Source organism: uncultured Roseobacter sp. (genome assembly GCF_947495025.1).
Classification (GTDB): domain Bacteria; phylum Pseudomonadota; class Alphaproteobacteria; order Rhodobacterales; family Rhodobacteraceae; genus Roseobacter.
The window spans coordinates 574751-595655 of record NZ_CANLXG010000003.1 but is presented as its reverse complement, the minus strand read 5'-3'; the positions used below and the strand labels follow the sequence as shown (position 1 = coordinate 595655).

Below are 20905 nucleotides of genomic sequence, written 5' to 3'. Positions count from 1 at the left end.
ACCATCCCAGGGCGTATCTTCCGGCTCATCAGCGATACCCTTCTTCGCCGTCGGCGTGGAGCTTGGGGCCGCGTGCGGTGATCGGCTCCAGCGCATCCGCGACGTCTGTGTTGGGTGCCGCATGGACATCAGTGATGCGGGTCTCCGGACTGGCGGCCCAGGTCACGGCATTCACAAGCACTTTCTGAATATTGGGGTCATGGTACGTCGGATAGGCTTCGTGGCCGGGGCGGAAGTAGAAAATATTGCCCGCACCGCGCCGGTAGGTGAGCCCGGAGCGAAAGACTTCGCCGCCCTGAAACCAGCTGATAAAGACCGTCTCAAGAGGTTCGGGCACAGCGAAAGGTTCGCCATACATTTCTTCCTGCTCAAGTTCGAAATGATCGGGCAGTCCGCGCGCAATCGGGTGGTGCCGGGAAGTGACCCAGAGCCGCTCACGCTCGCCTGCCTCACGCCATGTCAGATTGCAGGGGGTGCCCATCAGCTTTTTGAATATCTTCGAGAAATGCGCCGAGTGCAGCACGATCAACCCCATGCCCGCACAGACCGCGTCGGCGACACGGTCCACAACCGCGTCGTCTACATCTCCGTGGGCGGCATGGCCCCACCACAAAAGCACATCCGTTCTGTCCAGCCGCGATTGTGGAAGGCCGTGCTCCGGCTCTTGCAGGGTGGCCGTCGTGGCATCGATTCCGCCGGTCCTGAGTGCGTCCGCAATGCAGTTGTGCATGCCATCGGGATATAGATCGGCGACGATACTGCTCTTCTTTTCATGGACGTTCTCGCCCCAGACAACTGCCTGGATCATCGTTTGAATTCCTTGATCTGTGTGTTGTCAGAGTGCATCGCGCGGGACGCCTGTGCTGTCCCGGATGATCAGCTCCGGATCAATGATGAGCGGCTCTCCCGCGCCCGGTTGACCCTCGAGTACAGCGATTAACTTGCGGGCCGCCAGTCTGCCCCATTCGCGGCGCGGAAGCCGGATCGAAGACAGACCGGGGTTGAAGACGGCCGAATAGGGCATGTCGTCATACCCAATTACGGATATGTCCCCGGGCACGCGCAGCCCCGCGCGGGCAAGACCGTGCAGAACGCCCGTAGCGGTCTCGTCATTGTGGACAAAGACCGCAGTTGGCAGGTTTCCCGAAGCTACCAGGGATCTTGCCGCATCCTGCCCGAATTCAATCGACAGATTACCCAGAATGCGACGTTCATCCTGCGGATCAATTTCTGCCTTGAGCAGAGCATCCCGGAACCCTAGATACCGTCGCTCGAAAGCCGGAATGTCAAGCGAGCCGCAGACCTGCACGATACTGGTATGACCCAGCCCGATAAGGTGTTCAGCTGCCAGACGCCCCCCGAGCTCGTCACCGGTGCGCACTGTCGGCAACTCCAGTTCGCGGTGCCCGCCACACGACACCAGCGGCGGTCCGGAATAAGTCCCGTTGTCGTCGCTGGGCAGCAGGTCTTCGGGTATGTTGAGCGTGTTGATGATCATCCCACCGGCCTGATTCATCAACAGCATGTCCGTGTAGGCTCTTTCGGTCTGCGTATCGCCTGAGGTGTCGCCGATCAGCACAACATAGCCTTGTTCGCGCGCTTCCTCCTCAATCCCTTTAAAGAACGAAGCAAAGAAAGCATTGGTAATGTCAGACACCAGAACCAGCAGTGTCTTGCTGCTGCCACGGCGCAATTCTGCAGCGGCCTGATTGGCGCGATAGCCCAGACGCTTCATGGCCTCGAACACTAGGTCACGCGTTTCGGGCTTTACATCATCGGGCCGCGACATGGCGCGCGATACCGTGGCGATGGATACCTCGGCTTCCCGGGCCACGTCTTTTACGGTCGGTTTTTTTGTGCTCATGGTCACCACATTCATCGGGTCACATCGTTATCGGGCGACCGTTCTGGTCAAACTTATGGATGAACTCGGGGCGCGGCTTCAAGTAAACCGTGTCCCCGACCTGCTGTTGGTGCTGACCGCTGAGGCTGACAGTAAGTGCGCCGGCGTCTTCTGCATGTACATACAGGACGGTGTCGTGCCCAAGACGCTCAACCAGCGCTACTTTGCCAGCCCATGCCCCGTCAGATGGGCCAACCTCAAAATGTTCCGGGCGCACACCCAATGTCGTGGCGCCGACGGCTGTTGCCTGTGGGCCCTTGATGAAGTTCATTTTTGGGGAGCCAATGAAACCCGCCACAAACTCGGATGCCGGATTATTGTACAAATCCATCGGGCTGCCGACCTGTTCAATACAGCCACCGTTCAGGACGACAATCCGGTCGGCCATGGTCATGGCCTCCACCTGATCGTGCGTGACGTAGATCATTGTCGTTTCCATACGTTGGTGCAGTTCGCTGATTTCGACCCGTGTTTCTGACCGCAATGCGGCGTCGAGGTTGGACAACGGTTCGTCCAGCAGAAATACCTTGGGTTTGCGTACGATGGCGCGGCCAATTGCGACACGCTGGCGTTGCCCGCCGGAAAGCTGGCCGGGCTTGCGGTCCAGATAGGGTCCAAGCTGCAGCGCATCTGCTGCTTCCTGCACTTTTTCTGCAATCTCAGCTTTCGATTTGCCTTCCAGGCTCAGTGAAAAGCCCATGTTTTCCGCGACTGTCATTTGCGGATAAAGCGCGTAGGACTGGAACACCATGGCGATGTCACGCTGCTTTGGCGACAGCTCGTTGGCGCGGGCATCGCCGATCAGCAACTCCCCTCCCGTGATCTCCTCCAGTCCGGCGATCATGCGCAGCAAAGTTGATTTGCCACAGCCTGATGGGCCGACGAAGACAATGAATTCGCCATCTGCAATGGACAGATTGATGTCGTGCAGTACCTCTGTCTGTCCATAAGCCTTCGACAGGTTCTTCAGTTCGACTCCAGCCATCGATACCTCCCTTAGCTCGCCACCAGCGGTGCGCGAATGATTTTCCGAATGTTCTCAAGCGAAGCTGTCTGCAGCCGGCGTTCCGGCCGTCCCGACTGAATAGCCCTGATATCGTGCAGGATCATGTCACCGATCGGGTGACGCCCGCCTTCGACAGCGGCGGCACGGTGTGGAGACCAGATCACGTTTTCAGCCTGGCGCATGGCATCGCGTTTGGACACCGGCTCGCGCGGGAACACATCGCTCGCAATCCGCAGGCGTCCGGCATCGGCGGCTTCGACCAGCGCTTCGAAATCTACCAGATGCGCGCGGCTGATAACCACCACAAGGGTGCCGCGCGGCATTTTCGCGATCAGCTCACGGGACACCAGATGATAGTTTTCTTCGGTGGGTGTTGCTGCAACGACGACGCAGCGGCAGGAGGTCAGCGTCTCTTCCAGATCGCAGAATTCCACATCATCGAGCGTTCCTGCCGCTTCGAGCCAGGGATCGAATGCTTTGATTTTCGGGGCGAACGGAGTGAGCAGGCGCGCCGCTTCCCGCGCAATTGATCCGTATCCTACAAAGCCGATGGTCTGTCCATAAAGTGAGAAGTCCGTGCCCATGTTATCATGCAGCCATCGCTCGGATCCCGCGCGGAACCTTTCGTGTTCATCCACGATGCCCCGCGCGCCCGCGAGGATCAGCCCAAGGGTCATTTCCGCAACCGAATACCGAAACCCCGGCGCGCAGGACAAAACCTCGATCCCGCGGTCAAAACAGGCCTGATAGTCGATACCGGTCTGGAACGTTCCGGCGACCTCGATCACGGCCCTGAGATTTCCGGCCATTCCAATCTGTTCACGGGTCAGCTCCGGTCTGGCGGCAATGATGAACTCGGCATCCGGCAGGCTCATTGCCAGATCATCTTTCGGCAGTGGCCAGTTTGCGCCGCCGACCACATCGCAGGTCTCCTTGAGCGCGCTGTAGGCTGCCGGGCGGAACAGTTCTTCCAGCTGGCGGAAATGCTGGTCCATTATCAGGATGCTTCTGGTCATTTGACTGCTCCCGCAGTCATGCCGCGGACAAAGCTGCGCTGGAAGACAAGGAACAACAGGACAACCGGGATCGCCATGATAACGGTCCCGCTGGACAGGCCCGTAACGTCGCGGGTCATTGTGCCCTGGAAGTTGAGCAGGCCGACAGACAAAGTGCGCATTTCTTCACGTGTCATAATGAGCAAACGCAACAGAAGATCATTCCAGCTCCAGAGGAATTCCAACAGCGCTGTCGTAACCACCGCTGGCGTGGCAATCGGCATCACCACACGTCGGTAAATCTGGAATTCGGTCGCGCCGTCAATGCGGGCGGCTTCGTGCAGGGCTTTCGGTACACCGGCGAAGTAAGAGGTGAACATGAACACAAAGACAGAAACGGCGAGGGCAAGATCCGCCAGGATAACGCCCAGATGTGTGTTCAGCAGACCCATTGACCGGACGATCTGAAAGAGCGGCAGGACGACAGCCGTTACAGGTATCATGAGGCCGAGTACGAAAAGGAGTTGCAGCAACATCTTGCCGCGGAATTCCATAAACACCATCGCATATGCCGCGAGCGACGCGATGGCGATCATGACAACTGCATCCACCGCAGAGATGATCAGAGTGTTGGCAAAGTAACGGCTGAAGCCACCCTCCGTCCAGACGCGCAGGTAGTGTTCGAAGGTCATGTCCCGTGGTGGATACCAGGCGGGGTTCACCAGTTCTGTCGTGGGCTTGAGCGATGTAAACACGGTCAGCACCAGCGGTGCGGCCATCAGTACGGCGATGACGCCGAGGATGAACAGAAGGATCCATTTGCGTGCCATCTTACTGGTCCTTCCTGTTCTGAAGCCGGAGGTAGATGATGGTGGCGATGCTGACGATCACCAGAAGGGCAACGCCAATCGCCGATCCGTAGCCGTAGTCGTTTTCCAGCGCGCCACGTTTGTACATGTAGGTCGAGAGGATTTCGCTGAACCGGATAGGACCGCCCTGCGTCGTGGCCCAGACGATGTCGAAGACCTTGAAAGACTGGGTAAGGGTCAGAATGAAAACCACGGCCGTCACCGGGCGCAACGCAGGCATCGTGACATAGCGGAACTGTTGTAACGGGGTCGCCCCGTCCACCCTGGACGCCTCGTAGAGGTCTTCGTCCACGGCCTGCAGGCCTGCAAGGAATATGATCACACTGAGCCCGATGGTTGACCAGCTGTGCGCGAACGCCAACGCATAGAGCACAACACTGGGATCACCCAGCCAGGGCCGGGCCAGAGCGCCAAGACCGATGCCGTCAAGAAGCTGGTTGATAACGCCGTTGGGCTGGTACATCCAGCGCCATATTGTGGCGACTGCCATGGGCGAAATGACCACAGGCAGAACGATGCAGGTCTGGATGAGCAGCCGCGCCTTCCAGACGCGCGCCAGCATCGCCGCGATGACCAGACCCAGCCCGACATTGATCACGAGGATAACACCTGACCAGACAAAGGTATTTCGGAAAGCCTCCCAGAAAACCCTGTCCGAAAACATCTTGCGGTAGTTTTCAAGGCCGATGTAGCTGCGTTCCGGGCTGATCCCGTCCCAGTCCGTGAACGAATACTCGATGACGGAAACTGTCGGATAGATCGCGAAGACGACATAGATCGACAGGGCGGGTAAGAGGAACAGAATGGGGTTCAACCGCTGCGCCAGTCTGGAATTCGGATCGAGCAACATGGCCTCTTCTCCACATGAAAATTGCCTGCGACACGCCACAGGTGGCGCCTGCACACTGGATTATCGTCGGGTGGCAGTTCCCGGGGGGGAGGGTTCCCGGGAACCGCAGCTGGCGGTGGATGCGCGCGATTACTCGTCTGCGATGCCGCCGGGCAGCATGATCTCTCCTGCTTCCTTGGCCTCGGCCCAGGCGCTCTGCATCTCTGCCGTGAACTCTTCAGGTGTCATGACATTCAGAAGCAGTCCCTGCAGACCGTCATAAGAGACGGTCGTCAGTCCACCCGGAGTGATGGTGTCAAGAAACGCCGGAACAGTGCCGTTGCCGGCGTGATCGTCAGACGTTTTCCAGATGTCCTGCGCAAGTGGCGACAGGTCGGCCTGCGCCAGAGCGTCCTCCAGGGGTCCGACAGGGATCGTACCCGCATTCAGCAATGCGACGCGTCCTTCGGTTTCCAGAAACATGCTGTTCAGAAAAGCGATGGCGTGTTCCTTCACTTCTGATCCTTCCCGGACGTACCAGCCGCTGCCGATTGAGTTGGTCGGGTGAATAGCCTGACCTTCTTCGAAAGGCGGTACCGCAAAGACACTGTAGTCGCTGATACGGTCCCCCGTCGCCTGGATGCCGCCACCGATGACCCATGGCCCGGTGAAAGTCATAGGCACGTCGCCTGCCCAGAAGCTGTCCATCAACTCGCCATAGCCAATTGCCACGGGCGTGGGCCCGAACCAGCCGGCCTGGCCCATCTGCTGCAGTTTTGCAGAAGCAGCGACGAATGGTGCATCGGTCCATTCCCCGTCCCCGAACAGGACGTTCTCGATGCCTTCCGGACCAGCGTAGCGGCCGAACATCATGGACTGCCAGTGGGACACCGGCCATTTGTCCGCTGCTGCGAGACCAATTGGCGTATCATATCCCGCGGCCTGCAGGGCAGAAACCACCGCTTCCATTTCTGCCCATGTGGTCGGCACTGAAACGCCGGCTTCGTCAAAGATTGCCTGATTGTAGAACATGCCAGTCGTTTCGACCTCATTCCCGAACGCCCAGAGTTTACCGTCGCTGGATGTCTGCACGATGATCCCTTCGGGGATCGTGTCCGCCCAGCCGTGCTCGCGGTATGCATCCGTCAGATCGGCAACAAGGCCGCCTGCGATGAGCGCCGCGGGCTGACCCGGACCTGTGCCAAAGGTAAAGAGATCCGGTCCTTCGCCTGCGGACAAAGCAGGGATAAGCGCTGGATTGAACAGATCAGACGAGTTCTTGACGACAGTAATTGTTGCGTCCGACTGGGACGCGTTAAATGCCTCGGCCAGTTCGTCGTAGATGGTCGTCTGCCCGGGCTCTCCCGCCACCCAGACGATGACTTCGCTTTGTGCCTGTGCGATTGCCGGCATGCACCAAAGCAGCCCGACTGCCGTGGCAGTGCCAAAAAAATTCCTCATCGTATCCTCCAGTCGATGTAGTAATCACTTTAAATGTATTCGTTTACATTATTTCTGTAAACGAATACATTTATGGGGAGCTAAGCTGCTCATTTGATTGGGATTCGGGTCTCGTTTCCGGTGGTAAAACTTTTTTCACAACTATGCGCGGCACACAGTTTTCGGACCGCATATGTGACTGTACTCCGGGTGATTCCTCCTGCGATTTGCAACTGGGGAGATCGCAGAAACAGGCAGGAAAACCTCCTCTTTTGGTGCGATCCTGCGATGCGCGGTTTAAGCTCAGTGGCGTGTTCTTCAGCGTGTTACGCACCCATGACAGGACACCCGACAATGGTGATCAGCAGCAGTCAGCTATCGCCTCTGCCCTGACGTTGGAGAACAATTGCGGCGCCGCGTCCGTCGGTATGTGGCGTGGACCGAAGAATGTGAATCTGGATCTGGCGTGTTTCAGTGAGGGCCTGCAGTCGCAGGACCTGGTTCTGGACAGTCGTGCCCCGGAACAATGCTTGCTCGGTTGCTTCGAACGCATTTACCCAGACCGTTGCGAGGTGACTGGCCGGTTTGAGGCTCATGTTCTGCACAGCGACCAAACAGCAAAAGTTGTCGAGAAAGATGCCGTCCCCACCTTATGGCATGTGGGAATAGACATACGGGACCAACCCGAGGTCTTTTTTTCTCAAGATACGCCAACGATTGTTCATCCGACCGAACTGCATTGCTTGTGATGCTAAAAAGCAGAGATGCGAAAATCAGCGGGCTTTTACATCTGTTGTGCGGGCGCGCCGCGCCGGTCTGTCACCTCTGATAGAGCAAGGTTTTTTTGCGCTTATGCATGCAGAGCAATCACGCTCACGATCAGTCCGCCGCTGAAGCAGCGTTACCCGGTCCATCCTCTCCCGGGTCCATCTGCTCACACCTCAGAGGCCTGAACCAGCGGCTGGATCACAGGTTTTGAAGCATGGATTATTGTGGTGGAAAACCGCGTGACCATGGACACAGTTATGCAAAATTTTCCGGATTTACCGGCGCCGGGCCATACACAGTTCACGAATTCTTATCAGCAGCGCGCTTAGAAAAATTTCCCGGATATGAGTTGGTTGCAGGTTCTCAATGTCAGAAGTAAGCGAGCTGTGGATAATCCTGTGCGGGTTGATCGTACTGGACCTGCAGTGTGGTTTCCTCTGTCTTGAGGCAGGTACCGTGCGGGCAAAAAATGCCGGGAATGTCGCCCTGAAGAACATCAGCGACATCTGCTGTGTTGCAACAGCCTATTGGGTTATTGGGTTTGGCCTTATGTTTGGTGCAAGCTATGCAGGCTTTTTCGGGACGTCTGGCTTTTTGCTGCCTCTGGATAACACCACGGGCGAACTGGCCTCGTTGTTTTTCTTCCAACTGGCATTTGCGGCGACTGCGGCAACCATTGTGTCAGGAGCAGTTGCTGAACGTGAACGCTATATTGGCTATGTCCTGTTCTCCATAGCGCTCGGTGCACTGGTTTATCCGGTCGTCGGGCACTGGGTCTGGAGCGGCAATATTCTTTCTGAAGAGGTCGGCTGGCTGCAAGAAGCGGGTTTTCATGATTTCGCCGGTGCTACGGTCGTTCACAGCGTAGGTGGCTGGGCCGCGCTTGTTGCGGTTTGTGTCGTTGGCCCCCGGCTGGGCCGGTTTTCGCATGTCGGTCGCCGGTTCGAGGGCAGCTCAACGGCAATGAAAGCCCTTGGTGCAGTATTTCTCTGGATAGGCTGGGGTGCGTTCAACGGGGGAAGCGCACAGTTTTTCGGGGAAGCGGTTGGTCCGATTATTGCCAGAACAACGATCGGGGCCGCCGGAGGTGGTGTCGCATCAATTGCTATCTGCCTCATCATCTACAGATACGCTCGTGTTGATGTCGTCATCAACGGGGTTCTCGCGGGCCTGGTGGCAGGTACGGCGGGCATCGATATTTACACGGCCAGCGATGCTTTTCTGGTCGGCGCATCCGGTGCTCTCGTTATGGTACTGGCAATGGAACTGCTGGAAGCACTGCATATCGACGATGTGGTGTCCGCCGTGCCGGTTCATCTCGGGGCAGGTATATGGGGAACCATGGCCGTTGCATTGTTTGGTGATGTGGCACTCCTGCCTGCAGAATCACGTGCGGAACAGCTTGGCATTCAGATGATGGGCATTCTGGCTATTGGGTTCTGGGTCGTTCTGACTCTTACCCCACTTGCAATCGCCCTGAAACATGCCGGATTGTTCCGTGCCTCCAGACGTGACGAAGTACGAGGCCTCAACCTTGCAGAAAATCACGAGCAAAATTCATTTTCTGATTTTGTTCATCAGATCAGGTCGCATTATCGTCAGGAGAAGCCGGGTAGAAGGCTCGCAGTTGAACGGTCCACCGAAAACGGCGCTCTGGCGATCAGTTTCAATAACGTTCTCGACAGGATTGAGAACGAAATTGCAGAGCAGGTCAGGCGGCTGAACACAGAACGCGAAATGCGCACACTTGCCGAAGATTCGTTCGCAGCTCTTCGCAAGGTTCAGGAAGAAAGCGCATGGGCCGCGAGGCACGACGCGCTTACCGGTCTGGGAAATCGCATCCTGCTTGATGAAGTCTCGCTTTCCGGGGACGTATCAGAAAACTGCAATCTCCTCGTTCTGGCGATTGACCTCGACCGGTTTAAGGACGTGAACGACACACATGGTCACGAGGCCGGAGACAGGGTTCTGGCGGTCACGGCAGATCGCCTGCGCGCGCACCTGAAACACGGAAGGGATTTTGCGTTTCGGATTGGCGGCGACGAATTCATTGTACTTGCAGACTTCGATGGTGATCTGGGTGATGCGCAGGTGTTCTGTGACAACCTCGTTGACCGGCTTTGCGAGCCGGTTGAATTCGGGACAACAGAACTCCGTGCCGGCGCATCGATCGGATTTGCCATAGCTGATCAGGATGAACAGAACATCGAAACCCGGAAACGCGCAGACATGGCGCTCTACGAAGCAAAGACCCATGGCAGGAACTGTGCCGTAGCCTACGCATCAACTATGGGTGCGATACATGAAGAACGTCTCGAAATGCTTGGAGATTTCAAACTCGCTTTCGAGAGGGAAGAGTTCTGCATCCATCTTCAGCCACAGGTATCCGCGAGGTCGCGCGCATTGCTTGGATGTGAAATTCTGGCTCGCTGGGATCATCCGAAACGGGGCCGGCTGTCTCCTGACGTATTCCTGCCACTGGCAAAAGAACTGGGTCTGACCGCTGAACTCGATTCCCGGATTTTAAAGCTGGCTCTGGCAACCTGGGCTGACATACAGGATGCCGGAATGGACCTGCCAAGTATCTCTGTCAATGTTTCTGCAGAACGTCTTTCTGATCCGTCTCTGATTTCAGACATAAATCAGGCGGGGCCGCTGCCCGGAGAACTGGCGATCGAAATTCTCGAGACGGCTTTCATGGACAATTTCAGCGAGGAACTCCGTGACCGTCTTTGGTCACTGAAAAATCACGCTGTGCGCATCGAAATTGACGATTTTGGTACCGGGCACGCCAGTATCGCCGGGATGCTCGAGCTGAAACCCGACAGGGTGAAAATAGACCGGGTCTTCGTACCCGGCATCGACAAAAACCGAGAACGGGCAAACTTTTTAAAGGGCATGATCGAGATGGTTCACAGCGTAGCCGCAGAGGTAACAGTTGAAGGGGTCGAAACGGAGTCCGAAGCCGCAGTCCTGGTCTCGGCAGGTGCAGATATTCTGCAGGGTTACCATTTTGGTCGTCCCATGCTTCCGCAGGACTTCATTTCCTGGGCCAGGTCCCGCGAAATCCGCAATGCGAAACCGGCGGGCTGAACACCACTTTTCTTCCAGTGGTCCGCCTGCAAACCGCTTAATCCAAAGTGAACTGAACCCACCAACATCCACCCGGGCGGGCGGTCCGTCCCGGGGAGTTCTGGTGATGGATCCGGTTGTCCAGGCCCTCTGCCGCCTGATGTCTCACCTCAGAAGCGGCGTCTGTATCCCGTGCACAGCCGAACAGGGGCCGCAACAATTCCGGTATCTGACGATAGTCCGGCCTGGTCAAGCTGCATTGCGGCTCCTCACTGCATCGGCGAGTCCGGAACCGGCCGTCCACGAGATTCGATGGAAGAGGGGCAGGGGGTGATACCGCACCGACTCTGATTGCAGCTACGAGCCGAACATGCACACACGACACTTTTTGCTGCGCCTGAGCGGAGCACGAAAAAATATACACATGCTCCGCTGTTCACGCTGCGTTGATGCGACAACCGGCCATTTATGAGCGCTGCGGCAAGGACATTTCGGCCCTTGCCGTGGTGTGCTCAAAGGACCGCGTTGTCCGCCTCGCTACAGGAACGGAAAGCCAAGCCGGCCAATGTGACGGAACGGGTTTGCTCCGTCGTGCGCGTGACAGCCGCAGTCCCGGTGCCGTCGATGCCGCAGCTGGCAACTACGCCCTCGTGGTCGGTTTCGGACCTGCCCGTCATGTCCGCCAGCCCAGCAGACGGCGTTCGGCCATACCGATGATCCCGCTGACCAGAACCCCCAGCAGGGACAGGATCACGACGCCCGCAAAGAGCCTTTCAAGATCATAAAGCGATCCGGCCTCAAGTATATAAGCCCCGATGCCGTATTCCGCCCCAAGCATTTCCGCGGCAACAAGCAGAATGATCGCAATGGCGAGACTGATGCGCAGGCCTGACAATATCCCCGGCATCGCGCCGGGCAGAACGATCTTGCGCACGATGGACCACCACGACAGGCCAAAGCTCTGCCCCATGCGGATCAGCGTGCGGTCCACATTGTCCACGGCGCCATAGGTGGCCACGACTGTCGGAGTGAAGGTGCCAAAGGCAATGAGCGCGTATTTGGAGCCTTCGCCGATGCCAAACCAGATCACAAACAGCGGCAGCAAAGCGATCTTGGGAATAGGAAAAATTGCAGCCACGAGTGGCACAAGTCCCGAGCGGACATATGAAAACAGGCCGATCAGGATGCCCACACTGATCCCGACGCTGGCCCCGATAATGGCACCCACTGTCAGGCGCGAAAGGCTGGGGCCAAGGTGTTTAAACAGCAGCCCGCTGTCATAAAGCTGGCGGAATGTCTCGAACACATCAGAAGGGCGCGGCAGGGACAGGGATGAAATCCAGCCCGCCCGCGTGCCCAATTCGATGAATAGTACAAGAGTTACAAATACAACGACACCGACCCAGCGGCGCGATTTCGGTGCGAAGCCGCCGCCGCGAAAGGCAACAGATTTTCCGCTGTCATCCATGAAGCAGCTCCGCATCTGCAGCGCGCGCTTCGTCGCGCATCAACTGCCACAGGTATTTTTGGGTTTTTTCCAGATCGGCATCCCCGAACTCGCGCGCGGCCAGAGGCTTGTCGATGTTGACTACTTCGCGGATCTGCCCCGGGCGACGTGACAGCACAACGACGCGGTGGCCCAGGCGCACGGCCTCAGCCAGATTGTGAGTGACGTAAACGGCGGTAAACGGCCTGCGCGTCCAAAGCTCTATCAGGTCATCCATCAGGAGCTCGCGCGTCTGGCTGTCGAGCGCGGAGAGCGGCTCATCCATCAGCATCACGGCGGGGTTTACAGCCAGAGCGCGCGCAATGGCGACGCGCTGTTTCATCCCGCCGGACAGCTGTTTTGGAAGGGCCTTGGCAAAGTCGGTCAGCTTTGTGCGCGCCAGCACGTCCGCAATGATCTCTTTCGCAACCGGGCCCTTGATGCCGTGATCTTCGAGCACAAGTGAGATATTGCCGGACACAGACCGCCACGGCAGCAGTGCGAAGTCCTGGAAGATGTAGGTCAGTGGGTTCAGGCAGCTTTTGGGAGGTTCGCCCAATTGCAGCACGCGGCCCTGCCTGGGCCGCTCCAACCCGCCGATAAAGCGCAGAAGTGTGGACTTTCCGCAACCCGATGGGCCGACGATACAAACAATCTGCCCGCTGGAAATATCCAGCGAAATGTCACGCATCACTTCAAAATCGTCGTAGGAATGGCCAATGCCGTCCAGTCGAATATCCATCAAGGACCTTTTATATGAGATGTGAGGGGCCAGCGCGCAGCCAGCCCCTCCATCAGAAGAAAATCAGGCCCCGATGATGTCCACGTAGGACGTATCCACCAGCTGGTCGATCGAGATACCAGCATCCACCAGACCTTCGGACTGGAACCAGGACAGCTGATCCCGGATCGATGCGATATTCAGTGCCGCACCCTTATTGATGCGCATCGTACCGTTGATGATGGACGGAGCCGCCTTGGCGCGTTCGCGGTCGGTGTAGACGTATTTGTGGATCAGATCTACCATCTCATCCTGATCCGCGGTTCCGTCGATCATTGCAGCCGCGTAATCATCGACACCTTTGGAGAAGCCGTTCAGGAAGCCTTCGGTCATGCCGCGCTCTTCAGCAGCATTTCTGGCGGAGGTAAAGACCGTCGTCACCTGATAGTCAGGGATATAGTCCGACACATTCGCAACCATGTGCCAGGCGCCTGCCGCGGCCAGCGGCTTGGCGATATGGGGCACAATGGACCACCCGTCGACCTGGCCGGATTTCATGGCGCCGATAATTGCGCCGACTTTCTGGAGCGGTGTAAAACTCAGGTCGATCCCTTCAGCGGTCGCCATTTTCGATCCCATGTAGTGGAACGACGAGCCTGCCTGCGTGATGGCGTATTTCCTGCCGTCAAGGTCTTTCAATGTCTTGATACCGGCCTGATAGGAGGCGTCTGAAATCAGGTATTTCTGACCGTCAATGCCAGCTTCTTCGCTCAACGCGCCGCCGATCACTTTGATCGCACCCTTCTCCGCAAGGTTAATCAACCCGCCAGAGACAGCGGTGACTGCATAGTCAACATCACCGGAGGCAATCGCGATCGCCATGGGCTGTGCCGCCTGAAAGAATTCAAATTCGACATCAAGACCAGCGTCTGCGAAATATCCGCGCTCAAAGCCCACAAAGTTACCCGAATGCGAGGTGAAGCGCAGCGCGCCCACCTTGATCTTTTTGTTTGCGGCCAATGCCGGTGCTGCCAGTCCTGAGGCAGCAACTGTTCCCCCCATCAGGGCCAGTGCCTTGCGGCGATTAAAAAGTGTCATGTTGTCCTCCCAGAAAGATCACTTGTCGTCGTTTAGTGCTGTAACTCCGCATCAACATCCTGCCGCAAAAGCCGTAATGCGGCGTCTTCGTTTCGAGCAAGCACGGCCTCAAGCAAGCCTTGCTGGCGCTGTTTCCGCGCCGCCCAGTCCAGCCGGCCTTCGCGCATCTTTGCCAATCTGAACCGGCGGCTTTGGTCGAAAAACTTTCGGTGCAAATCAATCAGACGCGGGCTGTCGCAGGCCTCAATCAAGGCATAGGAAAAGGCCCGGCAGGCTTCATCCCACCGCAATGCAGTCAGAGTATCCGGGCTTGAGACCGCCTCGGCTTCAGCCTTTTGTAAAGCGTGATGCGCGGCCATCACGCGGCCCTCCCAGGCCACATCACCCAGAGCAATGGAGCGGGACAGAGCCACCTTCTCAACTTCAAAGCGGACCATCTGAATGTCGCGCATATCGTCCTCGGTGGCAGAGGTCACGCGGAACCCACGCTGGGCTGTTGCTTCAACCAGGCCTTCGGTGGACAGAATTCTCAGTGTTTCGCGCATCGAATGGTTCGACCCGCCGTAGCGTGCGCGCAACTCTTCGATTTTCAGCTTTTGATCGGGCAGCAGAGTGCCGAACGCGATGTCGCGTCGTAAGGTCGAGGCCAACAGCTCAACAATCGTCCCGTCATCCGCTTTTTTACCTGAGAAAAGCAATTTTGTTCCGCAAAAATGAAAACATTGGATATTTTTAGGTGCGCGCACACTCTTTTGTCAACATGGGACGCTTTTGGGAGCCGGAAGTGGAAATTTTGCAAAGCACAACAGTTCTCACGCATCGGCCATCCATTGGATCGGGTCGCACCAGCCGGGCCGTGAATGAAGGGCTCAAATCTGGCCGCCAAGACCAGTCTTTTATGACCGCTCTGACGACCTGGACTGCGATTGAGCGACAGATGCACTGCAAGAGTAAGGGATTGCTGCGTAAGCACCAGCCGCAACTGCACGGGTCTTTTCGGTCCCGCGGACAGCCTGATCGCCGCCCGTTCGATTGTGGCGTCGCAGCGAATGTCTCTTTCGACGGGCGGCAACGCAGCGATACGAGCGCCTGGCCAGTGGCAGGAGAGGGACTGTGCCGAATTAACGGCTGACCTGTTCTGGTTCTCTGGATGTCATTTTTGGGCAGGCCACAATTCTCCGGATCAGCGCAAAACGGATACCGGAGAGACGGATGATGTCCCCGGATAAGTAAATTGCTTTGGCAGGGAATTTCGGCCAGCTTTTGCTTCACGGTAAAGACTGCACAAAGTCCGCTTCGGTGCCTGGTAGGTCGCCTCGCTCTGCTGGTCCTACCGTCTTGCAACTCCCAGTCTGAAGATTTTTGGGATTGGAACAGGAGGAATGGCGCCACGACTCCATTCTAGGGCGCAGGAACCGAAATGCCGTTCCTTGGCTTGCAAAGCTTTCGGCTGTGGGATGGTCGGACACGGATCATTGTCGATGGATTTATTCGCGCGGGATAGTTGTTTTTGATCGTGTCAATTTATCCACGAAACGACGTGGTCCTGAGCAAGCTGAACCGGCTTGGCCTGGCAAGTCATGCTTCTTGCGACGAACCGGTGCGAGATGGCGCGGAGTTCGCCGTCACGCCCGATCACGGGGATCTCCAGTGCCCGGAGCCCGATTTCAGAGCGTCGTCGCCAGGCTGCCCGTCTTTGCTGCCCTGGTCACTCCTTCTGCCTTCTCATCAGAGCTCAGGAACGCTTTTTCAATTCATGTGAAGAAGCTTCACCGCCGGATACTGGCAGACACCGCAGCGCGGCATCGGCTGTCCCGGGATGCAGAATGCCCAGATCAGGCAACGGGCGTCCTTCGAGGTCGTTTTCCAGGGCGCGGCAGCGGCGCCGGCGGCGCGGGGACAGATCTGAACCTCACCTGACTTGGGCAGGAATGATGATGTGCGCTAAATCTCAGCCAATTCCGGGTTTAGTTGCACCTCGATTCCGTGCACTGGAGGCAGGCCCCGGCCATGTCTTATTGAGGGCGGGGCGCTCCTGACACAGCGTTGGAACATGGATCCGGACGAGGAGTATCGTTTCGAAATGACGCCTTTGAATTCCGGCGTGCCCAAGGTCCTTGACTTCAGAGGTATCGAGCGCCGCGTTTGGCGGTGACTTTGTGAAAAGCTATGGATACGACGACGCCACCAGATACGTGCAGCGCGATTGTGAGACTACCGAGCTTTGCCTGAAGAACCCTCAATATGGAAACCGCACTGATCGATACAGACTGAGCTTTTCGTCAGTCAATGTGACTGCGGTCTCTGGTGCGCCGCCGGTCGAAGCGATTTGGACCTTCACTCTAAGGGCGTTCCTGCTGACGAATGTCGAATGTCGGATTTCCCGAGCACTTCATTCCTTTGGATCAGGAAATCTTACCCTGTTCGGAGGCATTCGCCCGACCAGATGAACTGTTCCCGAAGAAATGAGCTCAAGGGGGCGGGGGGCATGAGGACAACCCGGGCCTTGCACCGCTGTTGTCGCGACAGGTCGACACCATTATTTTTGTCGCCAATGCGTTTGCGCGCCTGAATGAAAAAGCCATCTCGACATGCGTGAAGAATGTGGACCTGATCGAAGCCTGGCCCGCCGACGTCGACGCAATACCGTACTGCACAAGCTTTATGATCGCTGCCGACATCGCCAGCTTTTTCTTCGATCGTGAGAAGCGGGCCCATAATGACAGTCTCTCGCTTCCTGAAAATGACTGCCGTTACGGTGCAAATCCGGCGCGTCCACTCAATGATCTGATCAGGGTCGCCAAATATCCGAGAGACGACAGGCTCAGCTGCAAGCGACATGACTTCCAGCCGTCCCGCGAGATGGTCGGTGTCCCTTTTTCCCCAAAGATTTGCATTGTTTATCCAGGGCTCGAACCAGATTGGATTCGCACGGTCATTGCTGCGGCGAAGGATCACGCCGGTAGAAAAGCGATCCTGCGCGCACTTAACGTCACTGCAAAGGATGACCCAGACGGTCGGGGCCTGTTGGATAAATCAGACGGGTTTCCTCATATCTGAAACTTTCTCGACCGCTCCGTTATTGCTCAAAACCGCAGGCCTGCGTCCTTTCGTGCTGGCAAACCTGACGTCCCGGGCCCTGGACACCCACCAGGATGCGATTAGAGAGTGCTTCCAGGAAAACTGCCTTGACCTTCCGTAAAGATCGAAACGGGGAATGCCCACCGCCGTACCGAGATTTGGGATCATAATCCGGTTGGGGCTGTCTGCAGAGCCATTCGCTCAGCCCCGGGCAGAGCCGGCGGTCCATCTGAGATTTGCAGTGCGTTGGACATTCTCAAACGAGAGGATGCAGCGAACGACCGGTTCCCGGGCTTGCCATTCTTCCTGACCTGTGGATGGCTACAGGCTAAAGGATTTTTGGAGAAAACAGAATGATCGACCCCACCGTGCTGCTGACCTATTCGTTGATTGTTCTGGGCTTTGTGTTCGTTCCCGGACCCGCAACTCTTCTGACGGTTGCACGAGCCACGACTTCTGGAACAAAAGCCGGTATTGCGACGGGTGCGGGTATCACGGCGGGTGACCTGCTCCACACAATCATGGCAGTGGTCGGAATCTCCGCCATTGTTGCGACGTCAGCCACTCTGTTTACAATCGTGAAATACCTCGGTGCGGCGTATCTGGTTTACCTTGGTTTGAGGGCGATATTCGCAAAGGCTTCGGTCGATCTTGGCCAGGGTCGTGTCCCTGTCACGGCAAATCAAGCTTTCAGACAGGCGATCCTTGCCGAAGTGCTTAACCCAAAGACCGCTCTGTTCTTCCTCGCTTTCCTGCCTCAGTTTGTTGTCCTGGAGAAAGGCTTCGTGGCCGCGCAGCTTACAGTTCTTGGGATCGTATTTGCGTTAATCGGCTTCGTCAGCACGATCGTCTACTCGGTAGCGGCCGGTGGTCTTGGCAATTTTCTGCGCCGCAATCCGACTGTTCTTAAGTGGCAGGGCAAGGTTGTTGGCTGCATTTACTGCGCACTGGGCGTGCGCCTCGCGCTGCAGGAGAGGTAGTTTACCTTTTCGGCATGGTAACGGACACGGCTCAACCGCCAATCATACGGTCTTGCAGCAGAGTTCGTTGCGAGCGATCTTCGTCCGGTTACTACCCGGAACTCAATGGATGCTCTGTTGTGATTTCATTGACACTGCTGTCTTGAGTACCTTACGACTGAACGCATGATGAAACCGGTTTCCGCATCGCAGGAATATTATCCTCCGCTTCAATAGCTGCGGGTACTTCATCATGTGTTTTCCGCTGCCCCTGACAGCGGTCAACGTTAACTCGACCTTGTGCCAGGCGGCATATTCAAAGGTCGAAAAATGAACAACAACAGCAGAAGTCAAAACCCCTCGGTCGGCATCGTGGGGTTTGGTGCATTCGGACAACTTGCAGCCCTTCATCTCGCCCCATATTTCGAAATAACGGCTTATGATCCGTCCCCGGACGTTACCATGGTTGCTAGGCAACTTGGGGTGCGCCTGTCTTCTCTGCACTCGGTATCGCAGGCCGACGTGATCCTCATTGCGGCACCAGTGCCTTCATTTGAGCAGGTGGTCGGCCAGATTGCGGTTGCTTGCAGACCCGGCGCGCTGGTTGTTGATGTTGGCTCAGTCAAGGTCGTTCCCACGGAAATCATGCGGCGTTTGCTGCCCAGTCACGCAGACATCGTGGCAACTCACCCATTGTTTGGCCCTCAGAGTGCGTCAGCAGGTATTGAGGGTCTGAAAATCGCACTCTGCCCCATTCGGGGACGACGACACGTGAGGCTTGCTGCATTTTTGCGCAAGGTTCTGGGGCTGGCTGTCATTATGACCACACCAGAAGAGCACGACCGGGAGGCAGCAGTTGTTCAGGGGCTCACCCATCTGATCGCCAAAGTACTTTTGAGAATGGGTCCGCTTCCAACGCGCATGACGACCAGGAGCTTTGACCTGTTATCTGAGGCTATTTCCATGGTGCAGCACGATGCGCCGGAAGTATTCGAAGCAATAGAGAAGGCCAATCCTTACGCGGAAAAAGTGCGACGACAGTTTTTTGATTTGGCTGCAGCTCTGAGCGTTGAGCTGGAAACAACACTGAAGATACCGCCACATAACGTAACCGAACGCTGATGAAACAGTGTCTATGTGCATCAAAGCCTGACAGACCATGATTTCAGGCGGTTGCAGATTTGGCCCGCGCTGCGAACGGCGGCCACGGCGATTGCAACAGCAGCATTCGGACAAAGAGCTGACGGTCCGATTGGGGTCGCCTGTCGAAACGACGCGCGTTCGTGGATTTCAAGAGCCTCCGCAACCGCGAGCGCATCTTCAGGGGCAGCACCAAGAGTTCCAGCGGTGCTGCCCGTCGTTGTGCAGCCCAAAAACAGCTGATCCGAGCGCAGATTGCACGTGTCCTCGAAATCACCTGTGCTCTTTTTTCGCTGCATCGAGTGTGTGCAATACGCACTGGCCTCCGGGCAGATCGACGTAGCGCAGCATATGACAATCTGTGCATTCTGTCGCACCAAGATGTGTGGGTACTTGCGAAACTGGTCGGGCCACAGACATTTGGATCCTGTCGTCAGATCGTCTTCCATCCACTCCCCGGGCGATGCACAGGTGCCTTCAGGTGTTTCAAACCGCACTGGTTTCTGGGTTTTCTTTGCAGGACGGAAGCCCGCTCTCTGATCCGGCCCGGCGCCCTGACATCACCCAGTTTCATCTTCAGCTGATCACTACCTCGGGGTTGTTGACGATTGCTATGTGAAACAGCGCCAGGTCGTGATGGTTTTCGGTCAGTTCTGGTGGAACGCTGATCGCACAGACATGCTTTGGTTTCAGTGGTCGCTTTGGGCCAACAGTTCGTCCCTTGTTCCCTGCAGGGCGAAGCGCTCTGACGGCAGACAGGACTGACATTTCCATGACCGATCCTCCGCTCCACCGTGCTTTCCCGCAACGACTGCCCGATTTTGACCCGGTCAGTCTGCAATAAGATGCTGCGCTGTCTCCGGGATATGCAAGGAGCCCGTAATCAGCCCTTCTTGACTGAGCCGAATGACTGCAATCTGTCCAGGTGCGAGACGTCAGGACAGGTTCAGACCAGATCAGCCATAAAGAAACAACGAATGGACGTGGACGGAGGATGCCTTTGTGGGGCTATCGCATATCTGTCTGTTGCAGACTCCGAAGGCTGCGTGATCTGCCACTGTCAGAATTGCCAGATCAATTCCGGCACAGCTTTCGGCCGGGTGGTTCATAGCCATGATCGCCGGGGGGCACTGGCCAGCGGAAGTCTCACGATATTCGAAACCATTGCCGAAAGTGGTCGGCGTCGGTGTCTGAGTTTCTGTGGTGATTGCGGGACGCGCATCTATGCACAAACACCCGACCAACCCGATGCGTTTTCCGAACTTCGGATCGACACGATACGCCAGCGGCAGCTGTTGACGCCGAAACAGCAGGTTTGGTGCCGGCCAGCACAACCGTGGCCGCTCGATCTGGCGGCTGTTCCGCGCAATAAAAATCAGGATCGTTGGATACTTAAATGCATTGAGGCTGCTCGAGCAGTATCGGTGGCTTCGTTCCACGGTGCCGTCATCCGCTCGGGCCCAGATGCTGCACCCTGTACTAATGACGGCCTTCGGCAGCGCAAACGATTGAACGCGACCGCAGTCGACTGACCGGAA

The 20905-nt window shown here is 56.9% G+C and carries 17 protein-coding genes; 5 read left to right on the top strand and 12 right to left on the bottom strand.

Features of this window, described 5'->3' with window-relative positions:
• Positions 1-28: 28 nt before the first annotated feature.
• From Q0792_RS17080 to Q0792_RS17050, 7 genes are all read right to left on the bottom strand, one after another.
• The gene (locus tag Q0792_RS17080) at positions 29-808 is read right to left on the bottom strand and encodes a ThuA domain-containing protein (RefSeq protein WP_298843584.1); all 780 of its coding nucleotides are present in this window, start codon (positions 806-808) and stop codon (positions 29-31) included.
• Between the two features lie 27 nt (positions 809-835).
• Positions 836-1864 carry a LacI family DNA-binding transcriptional regulator gene (locus Q0792_RS17075; RefSeq protein WP_298843581.1) on the bottom strand — a complete coding sequence of 343 codons (1029 nt, stop codon included), beginning with the start codon at positions 1862-1864 and terminating at the stop codon, positions 836-838.
• Positions 1865-1883: 19 nt separating this feature from the next.
• On the bottom strand, positions 1884-2888 hold the full coding sequence (locus Q0792_RS17070) for an ABC transporter ATP-binding protein (protein ID WP_298843580.1): 1005 nt from the start codon (positions 2886-2888) through the stop codon (positions 1884-1886).
• Positions 2889-2899: 11 nt separating this feature from the next.
• On the bottom strand, positions 2900-3925 hold the full coding sequence (locus Q0792_RS17065) for an NAD(P)-dependent oxidoreductase (RefSeq protein WP_298843578.1): 1026 nt from the start codon (positions 3923-3925) through the stop codon (positions 2900-2902).
• Positions 3922-4734 (bottom strand): carbohydrate ABC transporter permease, encoded by an 813-nt coding sequence (locus Q0792_RS17060; protein WP_298843575.1) that lies wholly within the window; start codon positions 4732-4734, stop codon positions 3922-3924. The genes Q0792_RS17065 and Q0792_RS17060 overlap by 4 nt, the downstream gene beginning before the upstream one ends.
• A gap of 1 nt (position 4735) precedes the next feature.
• On the bottom strand, positions 4736-5623 hold the full coding sequence (locus Q0792_RS17055; protein WP_298843572.1) for a carbohydrate ABC transporter permease: 888 nt from the start codon (positions 5621-5623) through the stop codon (positions 4736-4738).
• A gap of 129 nt (positions 5624-5752) precedes the next feature.
• Positions 5753-7063, bottom strand: a complete 1311-nt coding sequence (locus Q0792_RS17050) for an ABC transporter substrate-binding protein (RefSeq protein ID WP_298843569.1) — start codon at positions 7061-7063, stop codon at positions 5753-5755.
• Between the two features lie 1113 nt (positions 7064-8176).
• On the opposite strand from Q0792_RS17050, the gene Q0792_RS17045 reads away from it, so the two are divergent.
• A complete protein-coding gene (locus Q0792_RS17045; protein WP_298843566.1) occupies positions 8177-10903 on the top strand; it encodes an EAL domain-containing protein in 2727 nt (908 codons plus the stop codon).
• 652 nt (positions 10904-11555) lie between these two features.
• Here Q0792_RS17045 and Q0792_RS17040 read toward each other — a convergent pair.
• The 4 genes from Q0792_RS17040 to Q0792_RS17025 all read right to left on the bottom strand — a co-directional run bounded on the left by Q0792_RS17040 (position 11556) and on the right by Q0792_RS17025 (position 14933).
• A complete protein-coding gene (locus tag Q0792_RS17040; RefSeq protein ID WP_298843563.1) occupies positions 11556-12350 on the bottom strand; it encodes an ABC transporter permease in 795 nt (264 codons plus the stop codon).
• The gene (locus Q0792_RS17035) at positions 12343-13110 is read right to left on the bottom strand and encodes an ABC transporter ATP-binding protein (RefSeq protein ID WP_298843560.1); all 768 of its coding nucleotides are present in this window, start codon (positions 13108-13110) and stop codon (positions 12343-12345) included. The genes Q0792_RS17040 and Q0792_RS17035 overlap by 8 nt, the downstream gene beginning before the upstream one ends.
• A 63-nt stretch (positions 13111-13173) precedes the next feature.
• Positions 13174-14187 (bottom strand): ABC transporter substrate-binding protein, encoded by a 1014-nt coding sequence (locus tag Q0792_RS17030; RefSeq protein WP_298843558.1) that lies wholly within the window; start codon positions 14185-14187, stop codon positions 13174-13176.
• Between the two features lie 32 nt (positions 14188-14219).
• Positions 14220-14933, bottom strand: coding sequence for a GntR family transcriptional regulator (locus Q0792_RS17025; RefSeq protein WP_367276782.1), 714 nt, complete (start codon positions 14931-14933; stop codon positions 14220-14222).
• Between the two features lie 1771 nt (positions 14934-16704).
• Between Q0792_RS17025 and Q0792_RS17020 the strand changes: the two genes are divergently transcribed.
• From Q0792_RS17020 to Q0792_RS17010, 3 genes are all read left to right on the top strand, one after another.
• Positions 16705-17247 carry a hypothetical protein gene (locus tag Q0792_RS17020; RefSeq protein ID WP_298843555.1) on the top strand — a complete coding sequence of 181 codons (543 nt, stop codon included), beginning with the start codon at positions 16705-16707 and terminating at the stop codon, positions 17245-17247.
• A 374-nt stretch (positions 17248-17621) separates the two neighbouring features.
• Positions 17622-18248 carry a LysE family translocator gene (locus Q0792_RS17015; protein ID WP_298843552.1) on the top strand — a complete coding sequence of 209 codons (627 nt, stop codon included), beginning with the start codon at positions 17622-17624 and terminating at the stop codon, positions 18246-18248.
• A 309-nt stretch (positions 18249-18557) separates the two neighbouring features.
• Positions 18558-19349, top strand: a complete 792-nt coding sequence (locus Q0792_RS17010) for a prephenate dehydrogenase/arogenate dehydrogenase family protein (protein WP_298843550.1) — start codon at positions 18558-18560, stop codon at positions 19347-19349.
• Between the two features lie 594 nt (positions 19350-19943).
• Here the strand turns inward: Q0792_RS17010 and Q0792_RS17005 are convergent.
• Positions 19944-20141 (bottom strand): hypothetical protein, encoded by a 198-nt coding sequence (locus Q0792_RS17005; RefSeq protein WP_298843547.1) that lies wholly within the window; start codon positions 20139-20141, stop codon positions 19944-19946.
• A 203-nt stretch (positions 20142-20344) separates the two neighbouring features.
• Here Q0792_RS17005 and Q0792_RS17000 point away from each other — a divergent pair, with 203 nt between their 5' ends.
• The gene (locus tag Q0792_RS17000) at positions 20345-20899 is read left to right on the top strand and encodes a GFA family protein (RefSeq protein ID WP_298843544.1); all 555 of its coding nucleotides are present in this window, start codon (positions 20345-20347) and stop codon (positions 20897-20899) included.
• The last annotated feature ends 6 nt before the right edge of the window (positions 20900-20905 follow it).